The organism is Fischerella thermalis PCC 7521 (genome assembly GCF_000317225.1).
In the GTDB taxonomy this organism is placed as follows: domain Bacteria; phylum Cyanobacteriota; class Cyanobacteriia; order Cyanobacteriales; family Nostocaceae; genus Fischerella; species Fischerella thermalis.
Genome location: NZ_AJLL01000081.1, coordinates 22,444 through 42,408, shown reverse-complemented (window position 1 = coordinate 42,408; position 19,965 = coordinate 22,444). Strand labels below are relative to the sequence as shown.

Below are 19,965 nucleotides of genomic sequence, written 5' to 3'. Positions count from 1 at the left end.
AGTTACTATTTTGAGATATTTTTGGCAAATATGAGCTTAATACAAGATATATGAAGACATTTGTATCTAGAAAAACTTCTTCAACCTTGTAAAAACTGCTTTGTTATACAACTTTAGTTTGCCAAAACATCTTAATTGAAATATTTGATTGTGCTATTTCATTGGTCGTTCCAATCTCCACAAAGCTGAAAAGCAGGAATTGTATTTATTGCAAGCAAAACGTTACAAGAAATAAATTATATTTCTTGCTCCAGATAGCTTGTTTCCAATACAAGCGCAGCTTGCGCTGAGTTAAGCTTAAAAAGCAGACTCCCGCAATTTTATAAAATTAGCTGATGTTCGCAAAAACCGCTTTATGCGTAAAGCGTATTTAATTTTATAAAAATAGCATACAACTTTTATTGCCTAAAAAGTTAACCTTTAGGCAATAATTCTTAAATAAAAATTAGATAGCTTTGATAAGTAATTGCTTATGGTTCCTCAGGAAATGATGCTCTAAGAGTATATGCATAGATAATTATCTATGATACTCATGAATGAAGCTGAGGATAAATACTTCTTTAGCCTCTATAAACCAAAAAGACATTCAGCACATAAAATTAGTTCCTTTTCAAACGATGAAAAAATGCAACATAGAAGCGAGTTTATGCAATAGACGTCTCCAGGAATTAATTATGGGTTATGTCAAGTTCGTATGATTATCCCTGTTCTGTCACTCTCGGAAAACAATAATCTCAGCCAACTTCTGAGACTTTGGTTTCATCCGGGTTTGAGGCTTTATTTTCTAACAGAAACTAAAATTTATAGACGAAAAGTGGAAACTAAAGCCCCGTAACTATTTGAGCGATTGGATTCTCCCAAAGTGACAAATGAGGGTTATTTATAATTCCCGTTTACCTCACCCCGCCTTCGGCACCCATCTCCTTAGCAAGGAGAGGGGCTGGGGGTGAGGTTTTTGATTATAAGTGATTAACCGAACTCAATATTACCTGGAATCCTTGTAGAGACGGAAAATTTCGTGTCTCTAGATTCTTTTTCAACAAATGTCTAATTAATAGACTCTTTAGATAAACCTGCCCTATCCTACGTCATCGTGAGCATAGCGGTTAAATAGGAAATCTAGGGCATAGTTACGCAATTTGTAGTATTGCGGATCTTCCATAATCCGGAGTCTATCACGGGGACGGAGAAATGGAATCTCCATGACTTCGCCGATTTTAGCGCGGGGACCGTTGGTCATCATTACCAACTTATCTGCTAAAAACAGCGCTTCATCAATGTCATGGGTAATCATCAACACTGTACAGCGGTTTTCATTCCAGATTTTCAGCAGTTCTTCCTGTAACTCTTCTTTGGTAATAGCATCTAGCGCCCCGAAAGGTTCATCCAAAATCAAGACTTTCGGACGAATTGCTAAAGCACGGGCAATAGAAACCCGTTGTCTCATACCACCAGACATTTGAGTGGGTTTCTTGTCCATAGCATCTGCTAACCCCACCATTGCCAGGTGTTCCCTGACAATTGCTGACTTTTCTGCTTCCGGTTTGTTAGGATAAACCGCGTTGACAGCTAGGTAGATATTTTCAAAAGCAGTCCGCCAGGGTAGTAGAGCATAGTTTTGGAATACCACCATTCTGTCTGGCCCAGGTTTGGTAATGGGTTTCCCTTCTAGCAAAACTTGTCCATTGGTTGGTTGGTTAAACCCAGATACCATGTTGAGAAGAGTAGATTTACCACAACCAGAGTGACCAATTACACAAATAAATTCTCCTTCACCAACATTGAGGTTGACTCCATCTAATACGGTAAAAGGGCCATTTTTTGTGGGATAGACTTTGCTAACATCTTTAATTTCTAAGTAAGGTTGACGGTTGGAAGTTGCAGTTGCTAGGGGTCTTCCCAGGGCATTTGCAGTAGTGTCGGTAATTGTAAAATTGCGATTATGCATGGTGGATAGGTAGGAATAGGGGATAGTGTAGGGATTAGGGGAGGTGGGAGATAAGGATACTGTCTATAATTGTCTTCTTTGTCCTCCTTCCCTTGTCTCCCAAATTAGGCTACTCTCCTGACTGGTGTGTCAAGAATAACTTCCGCAACTGAAAAATCACGTTTAATCTTGAGGCTGTTAAGATAGGCGATCGGGTCATCAGCATTGAAGCTAGTGCCATCAAACAGTTTGATTGGTTGACGGGTATAACTAATATCCATACCCAATTCGCGAGCAGCAGTACTAAACACACCAACTCGACATACTCGTTCGACAATTTCTACCCAATTTCGGGGGAAAGGCACTTCACCCCAACGCGCTAATTGCGTCATAATCCATATCTGTTCTGTGCGACTGGGGCGGTTAATGGCAGATTCTCCGTAAAATTGGTGATGGGCATATTCCCGCATGGGGTGATCTAAGTCACAGGTGCCGTTATTTGGATCGTCAATTTGGATATACTCCATATCAGTGCTGACATATTCCCGTCGTGCCAAAATCTGGCGAATTTCTTCAGCGTTTTCTGGGCGTGAACAGTAATAGCAAGCTTCTAGTAAAGCTTTAGTCAATGCTATATAGGTGTTGGGATAAGCTGCTGCCCAATCTTCCCGTACACCCAACACTTTACCTGGGTGTCCTAACCAAACTTCTAAATCTGTGGCGATGGTAAAACCAATACCTTCGGAAGCAGCGCGGAAGTTCCAGGGTTCGCCTACACAATAACCATCAATACTTCCGGCTTGCAAGTCTGCTACCATCTGGGCTGGGGGAATGGTTTTAATATCGACATCTACGTCAGGGTCAACACCTCCTGCTGCTAGCCAGTAACGCAACAGTATACTGTGCATTGAGGAAGGATGTACTACTCCCATGATGTGGGGTTCGGTACGGGTACTTTTCAGATACTGTTTAAATTCAGCAACGGTTTGTATCCCTTGGTCGTAAAAGCGTTTTGCTAAAGTAATAGCGTTACCGTTGCGTGTCATGGTGAGGGAGGTAACAACAGGTAGAGGTCGGTCACCATTTCCTCCCAGAGTTAACCACATCGGCATTCCAGAGGGCATTTGGGCTGCATCTAAATATCTGTCACTTATACCATCGACAATACCACGCCAACTGGTTTCGCGGACTAAGTTGACATCATCTAAACCGTGTTTAACGAAAAAGCCTTTTTCTTTGGCTATTGCTAAAGGGGCGCAAGCTGTAAGCGGTACAAAGCCGATCTCAAGATTGACTTTTTCTAAACCGTGTTTGGAGACAATTGTAGTTTTGCGCGCCCGAATTTTTTTGATGCGTTTTTGTTGATTGAGGAAGTAAATCATTTCACTCCGCAAGCTGTAGTAGCTGGGATGTTCAACTACTTCCATCCGTTTACGGGGTCTAGGAATATCTACTTCCAAAATGCCACCAATTTTTGATTCTGGCCCATTGGTGAGCATGACTATTCTGTCAGAAAGTAGCACTGCTTCGTCTACATCGTGTGTCACCATGACGGCGGTGACTTCGTTTTCTTCGCAGATTTGCATTAATTGTTCTTGCAAGTTACCCCGTGTGAGGGCATCCAATGCCCCAAAGGGTTCATCTAATAATAGTAACTTGGGGCGAATAGCTAAAGCGCGGGCTATAGCTACCCGTTGTTTTTGTCCTCCTGATAACATTCCGGGTGGTTTGTCTGCATGGGGACGCAAACCGACCATATCTATATGTTTTTCGACAATAGCCCGACGTTCTCCCGCAGGCAAATGTGTCATCACAGAATCTACTGCTAAGGCGATGTTTTCTCTGACTGTTCGCCAAGGTAATAGAGAATAGTTTTGAAACACCACCATTCGATCTGGACCTGGTTTGGTGATGCGTTTTCCTTCTAAGGTGACTAAACCTTCTGTTGGTAAATCCAAACCTGCAATCATATTTAATAAGGTGGATTTACCACAACCAGAGTGACCAATTAAGGAAACAAATTCGCCTTTTTTAATTTGGAGGTCAATTCCTTTAAGGGCAATATATTGACCGCCGCCAGTGAGATTAAAAACTTTATCAATTTGGTCAACAGCAACAAAAACAGACATAATTCTTGAATTCCTAAGTGATAGAGTGATGGGGTAATGGGGTGTTATTCTCCCTACCTCCCCATCTATTTTTGTTCTGCTGGCACAATTAGAGTTTGAATCCAAGCCATGAGTTTGTCCAGCAACAGACCGACAATACCGATATAAACCAGGGCTAGTATGACTTCGCTGACGTCGTTGTTTTGATAAGCATCCCAGATGAAAAAGCCAATTCCCACAATCCCGGACATCACGATTTCCGCAGCAATAATTGCCAACCAAGCAAGACCGATCGCAATTCTTAAACCAGTGAAAATGTAGGGCAAAGCAGCAGGAATGAGGATATTAAAAAAGTAATCTTTTTTATTGAGTTGCAGAACTTTGGCGACGTTGTTGTAGTCTTGGGGAATTTGAGTCACACCTACATAGGTATTGATCAAGATTGGCCAAATAGCGGTGATAAAAATCACGAACAATGCAGCAGGTTCGTTTTGTCTTAAAGCTGCCAAAGAAATGGGAACCCAAGCTAAAGGTGGTACGGTTCGTAATAACTGAAATAGAGGATCCAATGCTTTGTAAATTGTTTTATTAACACCGATCGCAATCCCCACTCCAATACCAACGATCGCAGCTAAAGTGTAACTAATTGCAACCCGTTGCAGACTTGCCCAAATCTGCCAAAATAGTCCCTTATCGATACCACCTCTGTCATAAAAGGGATACATAATTAACATCCAGGTATCTTGAATAACCTGGATTGGGCCAGGTAGTGTTGCCCCCGGAAGCCAAGAGAAAGCCTGCCAAGCAACAAGAAAGATAATAAGGGCGATCGCAGGAGGTATCAGATCAGGAAATTGTTTTTGTAAACGGGATATTAAATTATTATCAAAATTTGTATTATTACGGCGTCTGCTGGCTACTGTCATTGCTCTTTTCCTTTATGTGGTGGTTGATGCTTGGGGGATAGTAAATAGTGGTTGGTGGTTGATGGTTGATAGTTAGTTCCAAACAACAAACAACAACCAACTAAACACTGACTTTCTTGATTTGCAAACTCTTTAAATATGCTTCTGGTTGTTTGGGGTCAAACTCAACGCCATCAAAGAATTCTTCTACACCACGAGATGTACTGGTGGGGATATCAGCCGCTGCTATGCCTGCTTCTTTTGCTGCTTCTTTCCAAATATCTTCACGGTTGACTTTATCAATTAATGCATTGGCTTTTGTTAAATAATCTTTTGGTAAGAAACCCCAACGAACGTTTTCGACGATAAACCACAAATCATGGCTCTTGTAAGGGTAAGAAACGCTTCCTTTTTCATCTTTCCAGTAGTAAGGAGCCATTGATTTATCATCAATTGTGCGACCATCTCCCATGTCGTACTTGCCTTGGAATGGGCCTGCAAGAATTTCTTCTGGCAAATTGAAATAGTTGCGTCCCGCCAGAATTGCAGCGGCTTCTTTACGGTTGTCAAAGTTATCCAACCACTGCTGTGCTTCCATAACGCCTTTAAGCAGTGCTTTAGTCGCTTTCGGATTTTTATCAACCCAGTCTGCCCGTATGGCAAGGTACTCTTCGGGGTGATTCTTCCAAATTTCTGCTGTTAATGCTGCCATGAAGCCAATTTTATCTCTAACAATTCGATAAGGCCAGGGGTCGCCTGTACTGAAGGCGTCCATTGTTCCTGTCTTCATATTGGCGACTGTTTGGGCTGCTGGTACTGTCAGCAGTTTCACATCTGCATCTGGGTCAATTCCACCAGCAGCTAACCAGTAACGAATCCACAAATCTTGATTGACGTGGGGGAAAGTAAATGCTGCGGTGAAGGGAGTTGACGATTTCAGTTGCGTAAACAGAGATTTAGCACTAGCAAGTTGTAAACCAATGCCCTTTCCTTGATGCTTGCTAGCAACAGCAATTCCATTCCCGTGGGTAATTAACTGTGCTAATACATACATGGGAATTTTTTGATTGCCTTTGGTAATTAAACCTTCTGTAATTAAATGTGGCATTGGCATTTGCCATTGACCGCCATCAATACCGCCACCAGCAGATCCAATTTCGACGTTATCTCTTGCTGAACCCCAAGAAGCTTGCTTGGATAGTTCAACATCAGTCATGCCATATTTAGCAAAAAAGCCTTTTTCTTTAGCAATAATTAAAGGCGCTGCTTCCACAATTGGGACATATCCCAATTTGACAGTTTTCGTTTCTGGTGTTTGTTCTGGGCTAATATTGGCAACTGGCTGTGCTCCTGATTGGGTTTGAGCGCTACCTCCACCTGTTTCTGGTGGATTACCCAAACAGCCCTTGAGAAATACTGCACTCGCAGAAGCAGTAGCTGTAACTATAAACTTGCGGCGAGAGATTTGATGAAAAAATTCTGACATAACATCTCCTTTTAGTGAATTTCATCTTTATACCCATGAAAACTAGGCACAGGAAACACTGGATGTTTCTTGCACAAAAAAACCTGTTTAAAACTATGCATGGCGATTTACATTAGCCCATATCATTCAAAGAAAGGCGACGGAAATCCCTTGTAAAAACTTTGCGTTTGCAAGTACAGTCGTGTGTATCTTACTGAAACAATCATTAAACAATCATTAAGCCTGTTGAAAATAGCTTACAGCTTTTCCCATCAAAATGGTTGATTTATAAACCATTTTTCTTAAAAAAATATTGGATTAATTAGATAAGAAAAAGTTTATATATACAGTCAAACCATAGTTTGAGATGTATTGAATATTTAAAAAATTATGATGTATATAAATTAGAGTCTATGCTTAATCCAAAGCTCAGTAAAATCGAGGTTCAGAGATAAAAATCAACAACATGCACAGTCTTGAGCAAATTAATAGATTTGTGGATTGTAGATATTAAGAGATATGAAGTTAAGTAGCGATCGCGCACATAAACTGCATATTTAATTTTGGCAATTCTGAAAGTTGTTGAATTTAATATAGTTTATGAAAAATCTATAGTAATAAGAGATTTTTTCTATGAATTAGGTAAGACTAAAAAACCTACCTCTTTGAGAGTGTGTTATAGTTCTTGACCTCCAAACTCAATGGTGATCACACTGATAAATTTGCATGATAACTCTTGTGCATCATCACTTCAATCAGGCGGTCACCAACCTTTATGACGACAAATTAATGTTTTGGAAATTGACCACCGATCTAGACGCGACACGAAGCGGCTTGTTGTAGATGGGTGAGATTTAGTTATTCTTTGTCAATTGTTTGCCAATAATATTAATGGCGTTGACGACTGCTTGCGGCTGGGTTTGGGGAATGGCATGGCCTGTGTCGGGTAAAATAATCAATTGCGAGTGAGAGAGGCGATCGCGCAATCGGTAAGAATTTTCTTTAGCAGAGACAAAACTATCACTGTCACCCACAACAATCACAACAGGAACATCAATCTCGCTGTAGCGCTTTTTCATTTCCTCTAAAGCTGATGGCAAGTTTTTACTGTCTTCTAGGGAAGCTTGAATTTGAATTGGTCTTGTCCACAAAGCTTGTGCTGCTTTGAAATAATCTACATTTGGGGACTGTGGTAAAAATCCTTTATTTAAGTGTGCAAAAAGAAAATACCCTACCAAACCAGGTGGAATAAACTTGAGCAAAAATTCCAATAATGAGGACTGGGCAAAATTAGCTAGCGGTAAAAGTGCATGATCAGCCTTATAAGCTATTGCAGAAAGGAGAACAATACCCGCAACCTCTTCAGGATAACGCAGTGCATAGGTAAGAGCGATCGCGCTACTCCAAGAATATCCAACTAATATAGGTTTCTCGATACCAATTTTTTGCAAGGCGCTACGCAGTAATTGAGCTTGTACAAGTGGTGTGGCTATAGCTGGACGGTCACTGTAACCATGTCCAGGCAGATCAAAAGCATAAACACAATATTCTTGAGCAATGCGATCAATAGTTTCGGGTGGGTAATCTTGCACAGAACCAGGATTACCATGTAACAAAACCACTGCTTGCTCAGAACCTTTGCAAACATAGTGTAATCTTACTCCAGCCACTTTCACATATTTTCCCTGGGGAGGAAAATCAGCTTCAGCTTGTCGGATAGCTCGGTCGGTGTAAAAAGAACCAGCGATCGCAACTGCTATCAAAATCCCCAATAGGGGTATCATAAGTATCAGCCAGAGCATTGATTTACCTTTGCAAATTTTCTGCTTTCAGCTCCAGTCTACTCCCTTAAAAAACTATCTTGCAGCAATGCAACTACACAGAAAAAATAAGTAATACTTTTTTTACAAAAACCTAGCTCCACACAACAAAAGTTAACCAGTCAGACTCATCAATCCACCGAATCAACAGTAATTTGATCATCTCTGTCTCTTCGTGTCTTAGTGCCTTAGTGGTTCAAAAAAATCAAAAAAATTTTTACCACAAAATTACAAAGACACCAAGTCTTTTCATCAGCTAGACTGGTGATCGGGTCTATGACTATTCCCCAGATGTGATAATTAAGCGATGAAAGCTGATGGTTTGACGATCAAAGAACTCACTGAAGCAGTCGGGGGTGGGATTACGCCCCGGATGGTACGACATTACCATCAGTTAGGATTATTACCCCAACCCATGCGATCGCACAGCAACTATCGTCTCTACACAGAGACAGATGTCATTCGGTTGCAACGGATTGTGGCGTTAAAGCAACAGGGTTTTCAACTTAACCACATTCGCCAAATTCTAGAAGTCGAACCACCAAACAATCCCAATACCAATTTGATGTTGCAACTACAACAGCAATATCGAGCAGTTATCCAGCAAATTTCCCAGCTGCGGCAAACTGCATCAGCATTAGAGGGTTTGTTGGGACGCGATCGCGATTGTCAAATTATCCAAGCTGAAGTCCTTGCCCAACTTAAGTTAATCGAGGTAGAAACAAAAGTCGGACTAGGAGAGTTAGAAAAACTCTGGAGTGGTTTAGACGCCCAAATTCATGCTCACCCAGAAGATTTTCATGAATCATTAAAGCATGTATTACCAGATTTATCGGCTCGTTCTGAAATTGAACAAGACCTGATTTCTCAACTAGTGTTAGCGTGTGGAGATGTGAGTTTAGCCTCGTTTGTCAAGTTGAGTCAGCAAGCGATCGCAGCAAGTCGTGATGCTCTCAAATTAGGATGTGAGATTATTGCAGATATTCCTACGGTCGCAGCTGCTTTGGATCAAACCCGACTATTTCATTTGGGATGTCGTATCGAAACCTTAATTGATAATCCTCACGTTACTACTGCTGTTGAGGCAGAACAAGCTTTTTGGCAGCAGCAACAATGGCGGAAAAAGTTACAGCAAGTAAAAAAAGGTTGCATTTTTGTGGTTGGCTATGCACCTTCAGTATTACTATCTATCTGCCAAGCTATCAAACAACAGCAAATTCAACCAGCATTAGTTATTGGTATGCCTATCGGCTTTAGCCATGCACCTGCTGCCAAACGGCAACTTATGCGAACAAACGGTGCTTGGATTGTGGTTGAGGGAACTATCGGAGGTGGCTTGTTAGCAGCTACTGCTCTCAATTCCTTGGTTGAGTCAGTGATTGAGAAACCTGATTGTCATTGTTATTTGAGCCATTAGACTTGTTGCAAAGGTCAAATTAACCCCCATTTAAGGGTTACGGTGTACACACAAATCTGAATTTTACGCCAATACAGCAATGTAGAGACGTGCCATGGCACGTCTCTAACGTCTGGTTAAATAACGAAAAATCGTTCAATGAAGGGTGTCACCCCTGATTTGCCAGCTGCATCTTGTAAAGGGTAGGAAACTGGACTCTGGTAAGTATTTATTACAGACTGATTGACAACTTGGGCTACACAGATAATATGTTAATTTCAATACAAAAATTTTGTTAAACATATTGCTATACAAATGTATCTTGATAAAAACCATTACACTGGCATAAGTTGACAAAGTATGCTTTTTAGCAAAAAATTCTGTTTAGCCACGCCAACAATCAAATATTCTAAAAAAATTTATTTTTAAAGGAGAATGTCTCAACTATAATACAACCCAAAAATCATATGTCAAATAACTCTCGACAATCAGGCATTATCTGCAAAAGTCACTCAACAAGTATTTAATGAGATTGTCTGATATCCTGGTATTCGTTTAAAGTAAAGCCTTAAGCATTGAATACAATTCTCCGCTCAGAAGTATAATTAGCGCCTTTACTCTACCTAGTTTCCTCTAACTACTTGATCAGAGGGCATATGTGGCAAAAAGAAAAAAAAGATAACTCAATAGTCAGCTTGGTGTTATTGCTAACATTAGCAACAACCCCAATGGCGGCTTCTGTTGTAGTGTCCGACTTAGCACTGGCACAATCTAATGATGTTCCGTCTTTTGAACTGCCCAAAGCAGTGCAACGCGGCACTACAGTGCGGATTGATGGCTCGAGTAGCTTGTATACAATTAATCAAACCATGAAAGAACGGTTTGAGCAGAAGTTTCCTGGTACGAGAGTGGAAGCTGCTGCTAATGGTGCGGATGTGGCTTTAATAGCTTTGAAAGAAGGATTAATAGACATAGCAGCAATTGGTCGTGGTTTAACGCCAGAGGAAAAAAAGCAAGGTTTAGAACAACTGCGCTTACGTCGAGAAAAGATTGCGATCATAGTTAGCGAAGAAAATCCCTTCCAAGGAAACCTGACTAACCAGGGATTTGCCAGAATTTTTCGAGGAGAAGTTACAGATTGGTCAGAATTAGGAAGAGCTAGTGGTAAGATTCGGGTTATAGATCGTCCGCTTAATAGCGACACACGCGAGTCTTTTCGCAGCTACCCAGTCTTCAAGAATGCCAAGTTTGAAACCGGTGCAACTGCTGTTCAGCTCAATGAAGATAGCCCAGTTGAAGTAATCAAACAGTTAGGCAGAGACGGTATTGGTTATGTTTTAGCCCATCAGGTATCGAAACTCCAAGGTGTGCGTGTCCTGAGGGTGAGTCGAACCTTACCAGACAATCCCAATTATCCTTTTTCCCAGCCTTTGGTGTATGTCTACAAAAAAAATCCTGGTGTGAATGTGGCTGCTTTTCTTGGCTTCGTCACAAATGCACCAGGACAGGAGGCTATAGAAGCAGCAAGAACAACAGAAGCAGAAGCGATCGCAGCTGCAATGACTGCTGAGTCTCCAACAGCAACCACAACTGACACCGCTACTACTTCACCCAGTGCCGATATTACATCTGCTGCTGATAGTTATACGTTAGCGGCTCCCACCCAAAGCAATCAAACAAGCCAAGATCACAAATTGCTGTTGTGGTCAATTTTGGCAGTATCAACTGTAGCTATTTTCGGATTATTATTGTGGTTTTTACGTAAAAAGCGCCCAACCGACAGCAAAACCACAGATACTACGATTAAATCTAGTCCCCCCGATTCTCCTGTAGATGCAAGTACACCACAGTCAACAGCGAATGTCAGTTCTGCTACGCAAGCAACACCTAGTGATCTTACACAAGACACAACTATTGTCCCATCTGAGCAAAATACAGCCAAACATTTGACTCCTACTATAGCTGCTAGCGTTGCAGGTGGCGCTGCAATAGCAGCAGAAAGCACATTAGTATCAAAATGGTCTGAAAAAAATTCAGAAATCACGGCTGAAGATCAGACAGAGGTAAATCATTCATCTTCTGTGCAAGTTCCATCAACTGATGGATCTCCATTAGACTTAGAAGCACCAGTAACGGTTGTTAATGCTCCCTATCCGCAGGTGTCGGATAGTTTTCATGCTTCTAATCCGGAAGCAACATTATTGCAAGACAATACTCAGATATTATCTGCCCATCACTCAGATGTCACAGATCACCAGACACCAGCAAATGTTGATGTCACCGAAGTGCAAGCCCCACCAGCAGGAACGGAAAATTCATATTCTCCACTGCCAGATCTTTGGGAAGATGCAACCCAAGTACAAATACCGTTAGCATCAGCATCACAACCTGAAATTACCGAAATCACATCTACGGAAGAAACACCAACTATTCCCCAGCAGCCAGATTTAGAGTTACCTGAAATTACCGAAATCACATCTACGGAAGAAACACCAACTATTCCCCAGCAGCCTGAGACAAATCAAGCAGCTTTGGATTTAGAAACGCCGCCGACAGTCGTAAATACTGTATATCCTCCACTTCCAGATGTTTGGGATGATACACCCACCCAACAAAATAATACTGTTGTCCCAGATGGAGAAACGACCCCAGAGCAACCACAGGTATCCGGAGAGTCATTAGATGTGGTAGCGGATACAGCCGAACCTACTGTTAATTTAACGGAGGAAGTAGCCCAAACTACCCCAACAGCAGATTCCTCTGTAATTAACTCGCACCCCCCAGAACAAGCAACTCCATCGACAGGTGCAGAAATTGGTACATGGGCTACTATTTATGGGATTAGCAACAATCAAAACTTAAATGCTGACTCACCACAAACACATAATATTGTGGATGAAGCTACCCCAGCCACCACAGCAACTGCCAAACCAAAAGATGTAGAGTCAGAAAATATTATTGTTCTCACACCGCGTACTCCCAAATGGGCTTATGTTTCTTGGCAAGTGTCTGATGATGCCAAACAAACACTGCGATCGCAAGGTGGATCGCAATTTACACTGCGACTATATGATGTTACTGACATTGACCTGAGTTATCAAACTCCTGTACTTGTGCAGCAGTATGAATGTGAAGAGATAACAGAAGACCGATATGTAGCAATTCCGACGAGCGATCGCAATTACATGGCTGAGATTGGTTATACTACAGCAGATAATAATTGGTTATTACTTGCCCGTTCAGAAATTGTTCGTGTTTTCAGTCGTCCAGAGAAAGATTTCTGGTTTATTGCTGACACAGAGTTAATTATTCATGGGGCGACTGAACCTGGTTCAAGTGTTGCTGTTGCTGGTCATAACATTAAACTCAAACCAGATGGTACTTTCCACCTGCGTATTCCTTTTACAGACAGCTTAATTGACTATGTGATGACTGCAACAGATGCTGATGGTCAAAATGCTAAAACCATTCGTATACATTTTTCTCAGGATGATCCCGAAGGTTGAAGAAGGCAGGAGGCGGATAATAAATAGTTATAGTTCCCATGATTACTTAATAATTCCCGTTTAACCTCACCCTAATCCCTCTCCGCGAGTTCGGAGAGGGGTGCTGAAGGCGGGGTGAGTTTTTTTATTATTAAGTGATTAACCAAACTCGATATTAATTGTTTGCTGTATGCATCCTCTAGGCGCAAAGCGCCCTATGAACAATCAACAACCAACTTCCAACACTAACATTTTTGTGTTAACTCCAGATAAATATGCTCTAATCTGATTGGCTGTCGTGAAATAGAGTCAATATGAATGCCATCAAAACGTGCAATAATTTCCTTTAATTCTAAATGCTCTGGTAGCCAAAAAGATAAATCACTACCATAACGCCGGGGTGTAAAACCACATGCAATTGCTCGTGCGATCGCTTTTTCTGCTTCTGAAGTTTGCACCACTAAAATTTCTTTAGCTGGAATACAAGTACGTAACTCCTCAAGGCTACCTTCTGCTAAAATCTGACCATTTTTTAAAATACCAATTTTATTACACAGGCGCTCTGCTTCATCTAAAAAATGAGTAGTTAATAAAATAGTAATTCCTTGATTTTTTAATTGTCTAATTAACTCCCAAATCTCATATCTTGCTTCAATATCTAACCCTGTAGTTGGCTCATCTAAAATCACTAACTTCGGCTGATGCACCAAAGCTACAGCTATATTTAGGCGTCGTTGCATTCCCCCACTGAGGGTTTCTACTGGACTTTTGGCTCTATCTAATAAATTTACAGCCTTAAGAGTTGCCTTAACTTGTTTTTGTCTTTCTATTCTGTTTAAACCATAAATTTTGGCAAAAAATTTGACGTTTTCCTCACAAGAAAGACCTCTGTATAATAAATTTTCTTGTGGGGCGATACCGATGATTTTTTTGGTTGCTTCTGAAACTAACTGATGATTAACTTTGACTATACCGCTATCCGCTTGTAATAAATTACAAATAATATTGATTGTAGTAGTTTTTCCTGCTCCATTTGCACCTAGTAAACCATAAATTTCTCCAGGGGCAACATATAGTGTTAAATCCTGAAGGACTTGCCTATCTTTAAAAGACTTATTGAGCTTTTCTATATACAGCATATTTAATTTAATAAGTAGCTCTAAAATAACTGCTTACACTTTTGATCCTTCACCCCTTCACAGCCTTTTTTCTAGCATTACCATCCTTCGATAAGAAAACCATCCACCCAAGATCATCATCAAAGTAAACCCTGATAAAAATTGGAAGTGAGACGCAATATCTTGTACATTATCCCCCTGGGTTGATACTGCTAAAAGAGCTTGATTCATGTGATAAATAGGATTTATTTTGGCAAGTTCAAGTAGTGTTTCTGGTAAAAAACGAATTGGGAAAAAAGCTCCCCCTAAAATCAACAAAGGTACACCAAAAGCAGCTACCAGAGAATTTACATCTTCAGTACGGCGTGCTAATTGAGTACCCAAAATAAAGCCTAAACCAACATAAGCGACAATACTCATTAAGATAATAATTGCACCCAAAAATACAGAACCTTTAAACGTAGTACCCCAAAAAGCAGCAATAGTATAAATAATTAGTGTTTGCCCAAAACCAATACAACTATGAGCTAAAAAAATCCCCAAAAAATAGGATGTACCACTTAAAGGCGAAATAAATAAGCGTTTGAGAGTTTGCTGTTCTCGTTCTGAGACTACAGTGGCGACACTACCACCCAAACAACTAAAAAATAGTGCTGCTCCTACCAAAGTTGAGGGCGCAGCATATGCAAAACCCTCTTCTATGGATAGCTGCATACTTTCTGCTAACACATATCCATTGATCAGCAGAATAGAGATAGGGAAAATAATCCAAAAAATTAAACTGCGTCTTCGCCGCAAAAGTTCAATTAAAATACGCTGAGTTATAGCGATCGCTTCACGCCAGAATTTCATATTCTTAATTTATTTGCAACAGTATCTAGTTAACAGTTCAATTTACCAGAGTACCAGTCCCCTATCTGACACTACTTTGCTAAGTGTTTTTGTGATTAATAATACTAAGTACTCTGGTTTTGCCTGAGCAAAACCAACTTTTTTCAACTAGATACCCTCAACTTAACATAAATGTTAAGTAATGTTGCCTAGGCTTTTTTGTAATACCAAAATAAAGTAGTAGTCCGCTATGCAAATTATAAGAGGTCATAGATCCCCGACTTTTTTAAAAAGTCGGGGATCTGAACACCCGCGACCTGTCAAAATTTATCGGGTGGAGTAGTAGTGGTCTGTGTCATTAGTTCTGAGGGGTAAAAAAGAACCGCAAAGACGCCAAGTACGCCAAGAGAAGAGGAGAGGAAAAGGGTAATTTATAAAGTTATTTAACCCAGCAAAATTAATGGGACAGACCAGTAGTGAACTGACACAACTAAATTTCTGCAAACATCTCTTTTTCTATCTCTGTGTTCTCTCTTGCTTCATGCGGTTTATTAATTCATCGAATCTAAATCGAGGGATTGCATTCCTCGCCGTTCCACGAAAGACATCATGCTTCCTAACTGGAACCATACTAGCAGTGAAGTCAAAATAGTTACTGGTATACCGACTGCATAAGCAAGCAAGGGTGGAAAACCAAATATTTCAAACCCAGAACACATAAATAACGTCACACCGACAGTTATTCCTAGAAATGGTATAGATAACTGTTTAATTGACAACTGAGTACTGGATTTCTCTGCGCCATCACTCTGCCATTTGTTTACAATTACCTTTAGTGTTCCGGCTAATGCCAAACCAGAGGTTAATGCAGTAAATAAACCAATAATGAGTAGTAAATATGGCGGTTGTGAAGGATAGTAGTACATAAAACTCCTGATTGGTATGGATTTTAAAAGGTAAAAGTGCAGATTAAAAAGTCAAGAGTCAAATATTGACTTTAAATTGTTGACTCTTGACCCTCGAGTGTCTTTCTGTATAAGGGTTTTTAGCGTTTCATGCCAAAAGTGGTGATCGCAGTTACTGAAGGTAATATGGCTGCAACTCTCTGTTTGGATAAATCTGTCAAAACTCCGATCGCCACATCTAATAATCGATTCGGTTTTAAATCATCTTTGACTAAGTTCCACAAACTTTGAACTTCTTCGGTATGTAGGCGATCATCTTCGGTAAGAGCTAATATCAGCTGACGCCATAGATATTTACCTTCATCAGATAGGAGGTATTGCAGCCCCAGTTTAGCTGTAGGTAAGACATCAAAATTCTCATCGGTACGGGCGATCGCAATTAAATTTTCTAAGCGCTGCCATTGGAATTTACCATCTTTGAACAGCACGTCTAATAACCGTCGGCGTAATTGTGGAGATTCGCCTGTCAACAGACGCCTTGCGACGTAGGGATAAGCTACTTCCACAATTTTAAAGTTGGGGTTGAGGCTGAGGGCAATACCTTCTTGAGTCACCAAAGAACGAATAATTAAAGCAAACTTAGCGGGGACTCGGAAGGGATAATCATACATCAATTCTGAGAATTGATCGGTGATGGTTTTAAAGTTAAAATCTCCGACATTTTTGCCGATCGCATTGCCTAATGTTGCTTCTAGGGCTGGTACTATAGGACGAATATCTGTGTCTGGTGTTAAAAATCCCAGCTTGACATAATCTTTGGCTAGATCGTTGTAATCTTTGTTAACTAAATGTACAACTGCATCTACTAGAGTTTCCTTAATGTTTTCATCTAGCTGATCCATCATGCCGAAGTCAATGTAACCCATTCTGCCATCTGGCATGGCAAATAAATTGCCGGGGTGGGGGTCAGCATGGAAGAAACCATGTTCTAATAATTGTTGTAGACCTGAAGTCACGCCGATTTCGATGATCGCTTCTGGATCTAAACCAGCTTCCTTGACTCTTTGAGTATCGGTTAACTTAAATCCATTTAGCCACTCTAGAGTCAGAACTCTGGTGGAAGTATAGCGCCAATAAATAGCCGGAACTTTGACACGTGGATCGTTGCGGAAGTTAGTAGCAAATTTTTCGGCGTTGCGACCTTCGTTGAGATAATCTATTTCCTCAAATAATTTGGTGCCAAATTCATCCACGATCAACCTCAGATCGTGACCAAGATTCAGAGGTAGCCAAGGGGCTAACCAACCCGCCGCCCACCGCATTAAATAAAGATCGAGGGTAATAACTGGGCGTAGGTTAGGGCGTTGTACTTTCACTGCTACTTCTTCACCAGTGTGCAAACGACCCCGGTAGACTTGTCCCAAGCTAGCAGCAGCAACGGGACTAGGTGACAGTTCGCTGTATATTTCCTTGACTGGACGACCGAGTTCGGTTTCAATCAATTGGTAGGCGATCGCATTATCAAACGGCGGTAACTGGTCTTGCAATTTCACCAGTTCTTCTAAAAAATCTTTACGTACTAAATCTGGTCTTGTCGATAAAGCTTGACCTACTTTAATAAAAGTTGGTCCCAGGCGCGTTAGTAACTGACGTAATTGGGCTGCGCGTTTTGATTTGTTCTGTTCAACTTGATTTTGCCACTCATCCCACTTCAAGCTAAATATAAACGCAGCAAAAGACCAAATGATGTTCAGCGCCCGCGCCCAAGCTAGCCAAGGACGATAGCGGTAATAACTAGCGATCTCATCGGGATCGTAACGTCGATTGTTTTGTATAGGGGTTTGCAGGCTCACTCCCTTATTTACCTCTTCATTTAAAATAAGAATTTACCTCTTTCGAGGTCAACAAATATCTACCTGACTATTTCTCTGTAGCTTTATAGAATTTAGTCAAGCTTTACTAAAAGTTACTTTCTTATCTTTTATTTTATATTACTACATAAAAGTATATATACTTATTGCGATAGAGAAAATTTTTGCTGTTAGTCATCTCAAAAATCAATACAGTGATAATTTTATCCTGTATGTCGGCCTGGAATCATAGAAATATGGCTCAATTAGCCTATTTGCAAAACATACTATCTTTTCAAGATAGTATGTATAATTAATGACCTAATATTAAAATATTCAGTAATTACACCAAAGCATTCGATTCATCGAATATATTGATATTTCCTGAGCCATGAATTTAGAAGGTTCAGGGATCAAAGTTAAAGTTATAGCTATCAAATTAATCTAAGTAGCTACTTAACAACAAATATAAGCGTTTTCAAGCTACGAGAATCAAACTTGATTTACTTAGATTAAATGTATATTTAAAGTTTTATTTAGAAAAATTGCAATTTAAAAAGTAATTGTTATTGAACTACATAATCCCAATAAGTATAAAGACGCCAAATTACTGTTGCGAGTAATGGGGAAAAACACCAATTACCCATTACCCATTACCAATTACCAATTACCCATTACCCATTACCAATTATGGTTGTTTTGTATACACCTAATTTTGTAGTAAATACACTACAAATAGAATCATAAGCTACTGCAAGTAATATCACCTCAGCATTTAATCAGAGATAATCTTTAAACCCTTAAAAAAATTATGTTAAGTATCTCTATAAATAAGCACTTACCAAGCTCACCTTACTTAGCTACTTCTTTACCGGGACCGCGTGCGAGAGAAATTATCGAACGCGATCGCGCTGTGACTTCTCCTTCCTATACCCGTGACTATCCCTTAGTTGTGAGTCGTGGTGAAGGTTGTATGGTCGAAGATGTAGATGGCAATGTCTTCTTAGACATGACGGCGGGAATTGCTGTCACCGCCACAGGACACGCCCATCCAGACGTTGTGCAAGCTATCCAAACACAAGCCAGTAAGTTAATACACATGTCTGGTACGGATTTTTACTACAAACCGATGGTAGAACTGGCGGAAAAGTTAGCTGCACACGTAGAATTTCCTGGCGGTGCGAGAGTATTTTTTACCAATTCTGGCACGGAATCTAACGAGGGTGCAATCAAACTGGCTAGATACTACACCAAACGTTCCCTAATTATCGCCTTTTTAGGAGCATTTCACGGGCGCACCTATGGAGCAATGTCTCTGACTGGTTCCAAAGCTGTACAGAGAGCAGGTTTTGGTCCTCTCGTTCCAGGAGTGACGCATATTCCTTATGGGACTCACGCCAGTTTAGATTACCTAGAAAAACAACTATTTCCCGCCATGCTACCACCCCATGAAGTAGCAGCAATTGTCGTTGAACCCATTCAAGGCGAGGGTGGTTATGTTGTACCAGAGGATGGATTTTTACAAAGGATTCGGGAGATATGCGATCGCTACGGCATTTTGATGGTAGTGGATGAAGTGCAATCGGGAATGGGGCGTACGGGTCGATTGTTTGCGATCGAACATTGGGGCGTCACACCTGATATTATTACTACTGCCAAGGGTATCGCCAGTGGTTTACCTCTAGGTGCAATTCTTGCCCGATCAGAAATCATGACTTGGCCACCTGGTTCCCATGCTACTACTTTTGGTGGCAACCCTGTTGCTTGTGCTGCTGGGCTTGCGACTTTAGAACTATTGGCAGGCGGCTTGATGAGAAATGCTACCGAAATGGGAGAGTTATTGCAAGCTGGCTTAGTAAAGTTACATCAACAGTTTCCCAGAGTTTCCTTACCTCGTGGTAAGGGTTTGATGGTGGCAGTAGATTTATTAGATGATCAAGGAAGTTTGGATCGGGAGTTACGCGATCGCATTTTACAAGCAGCTTTTTTGCGAGGTTTATTATTGCTTGGTTGTGGGAAAGCAGCAATTCGCTTTTGTCCACCGTTAGTAATTGATAGTGAGCAGGTTGAAACTGCTTTGGAGATTTTCGCTAGTGTATTAGCAGAGGTTTAATACTGTAGAAATCGAACACCGATGGACGCAGATAGATCATGC

Annotated in this window: 12 protein-coding genes; 3 read left to right on the top strand and 9 right to left on the bottom strand. The window is 40.7% G+C overall.

What is annotated here, in order from left to right; genetic code table 11:
- Positions 1 to 1,078: 1,078 nt before the first annotated feature.
- From UYK_RS0117060 to UYK_RS0117040, 5 genes are all read right to left on the bottom strand, one after another.
- Complete coding sequence (locus tag UYK_RS0117060; protein WP_009459184.1) at positions 1,079 to 1,948, bottom strand: nitrate ABC transporter ATP-binding protein; 870 nt, start codon at positions 1,946 to 1,948, stop codon at positions 1,079 to 1,081.
- 104 nt (positions 1,949 to 2,052) lie between these two features.
- The gene (locus UYK_RS0117055) at positions 2,053 to 4,056 is read right to left on the bottom strand and encodes an ABC transporter ATP-binding/substrate-binding protein (RefSeq protein WP_009459183.1); all 2,004 of its coding nucleotides are present in this window, start codon (positions 4,054 to 4,056) and stop codon (positions 2,053 to 2,055) included.
- A gap of 65 nt (positions 4,057 to 4,121) precedes the next feature.
- Positions 4,122 to 4,961: a nitrate ABC transporter permease gene (gene ntrB / locus UYK_RS0117050; protein WP_009459182.1), complete on the bottom strand. Its 840-nt coding sequence runs from the start codon at positions 4,959 to 4,961 to the stop codon at positions 4,122 to 4,124.
- Positions 4,962 to 5,061: 100 nt separating this feature from the next.
- Entirely contained in the window at positions 5,062 to 6,426 is a 1,365-nt protein-coding gene (locus UYK_RS0117045; RefSeq protein ID WP_009459181.1) for a CmpA/NrtA family ABC transporter substrate-binding protein, read from the bottom strand.
- Positions 6,427 to 7,259: 833 nt separating this feature from the next.
- Positions 7,260 to 8,207 (bottom strand): alpha/beta fold hydrolase, encoded by a 948-nt coding sequence (locus UYK_RS0117040; protein ID WP_235182349.1) that lies wholly within the window; start codon positions 8,205 to 8,207, stop codon positions 7,260 to 7,262.
- A 325-nt stretch (positions 8,208 to 8,532) separates the two neighbouring features.
- Between UYK_RS0117040 and UYK_RS0117035 the strand changes: the two genes are divergently transcribed.
- The gene (locus UYK_RS0117035) at positions 8,533 to 9,642 is read left to right on the top strand and encodes a precorrin-8X methylmutase (RefSeq protein WP_009459179.1); all 1,110 of its coding nucleotides are present in this window, start codon (positions 8,533 to 8,535) and stop codon (positions 9,640 to 9,642) included.
- Between the two features lie 635 nt (positions 9,643 to 10,277).
- Positions 10,278 to 13,127 (top strand): DUF4912 domain-containing protein, encoded by a 2,850-nt coding sequence (locus UYK_RS0117030; RefSeq protein ID WP_016871828.1) that lies wholly within the window; start codon positions 10,278 to 10,280, stop codon positions 13,125 to 13,127.
- A 224-nt stretch (positions 13,128 to 13,351) separates the two neighbouring features.
- Here the strand turns inward: UYK_RS0117030 and UYK_RS0117025 are convergent, their stop codons facing one another.
- The 4 genes from UYK_RS0117025 to UYK_RS0117010 form a co-directional block, all read right to left on the bottom strand.
- Positions 13,352 to 14,245, bottom strand: a complete 894-nt coding sequence (locus UYK_RS0117025; RefSeq protein ID WP_009459177.1) for an ABC transporter ATP-binding protein — start codon at positions 14,243 to 14,245, stop codon at positions 13,352 to 13,354.
- A 57-nt stretch (positions 14,246 to 14,302) separates the two neighbouring features.
- Positions 14,303 to 15,076 carry an ABC transporter permease gene (locus UYK_RS0117020; protein ID WP_009459176.1) on the bottom strand — a complete coding sequence of 258 codons (774 nt, stop codon included), beginning with the start codon at positions 15,074 to 15,076 and terminating at the stop codon, positions 14,303 to 14,305.
- A 530-nt stretch (positions 15,077 to 15,606) separates the two neighbouring features.
- Complete coding sequence (locus UYK_RS0117015; protein WP_009459175.1) at positions 15,607 to 15,981, bottom strand: hypothetical protein; 375 nt, start codon at positions 15,979 to 15,981, stop codon at positions 15,607 to 15,609.
- 119 nt (positions 15,982 to 16,100) lie between these two features.
- Positions 16,101 to 17,813, bottom strand: coding sequence for an ABC1 kinase family protein (locus UYK_RS0117010; protein ID WP_009459174.1), 1,713 nt, complete (start codon positions 17,811 to 17,813; stop codon positions 16,101 to 16,103).
- Between the two features lie 808 nt (positions 17,814 to 18,621).
- Between UYK_RS0117010 and UYK_RS0117005 the strand changes: the two genes are divergently transcribed.
- Entirely contained in the window at positions 18,622 to 19,923 is a 1,302-nt protein-coding gene (locus UYK_RS0117005) for an acetyl ornithine aminotransferase family protein (RefSeq protein WP_016871827.1), read from the top strand.
- Positions 19,924 to 19,965: the final 42 nt, after the last annotated feature.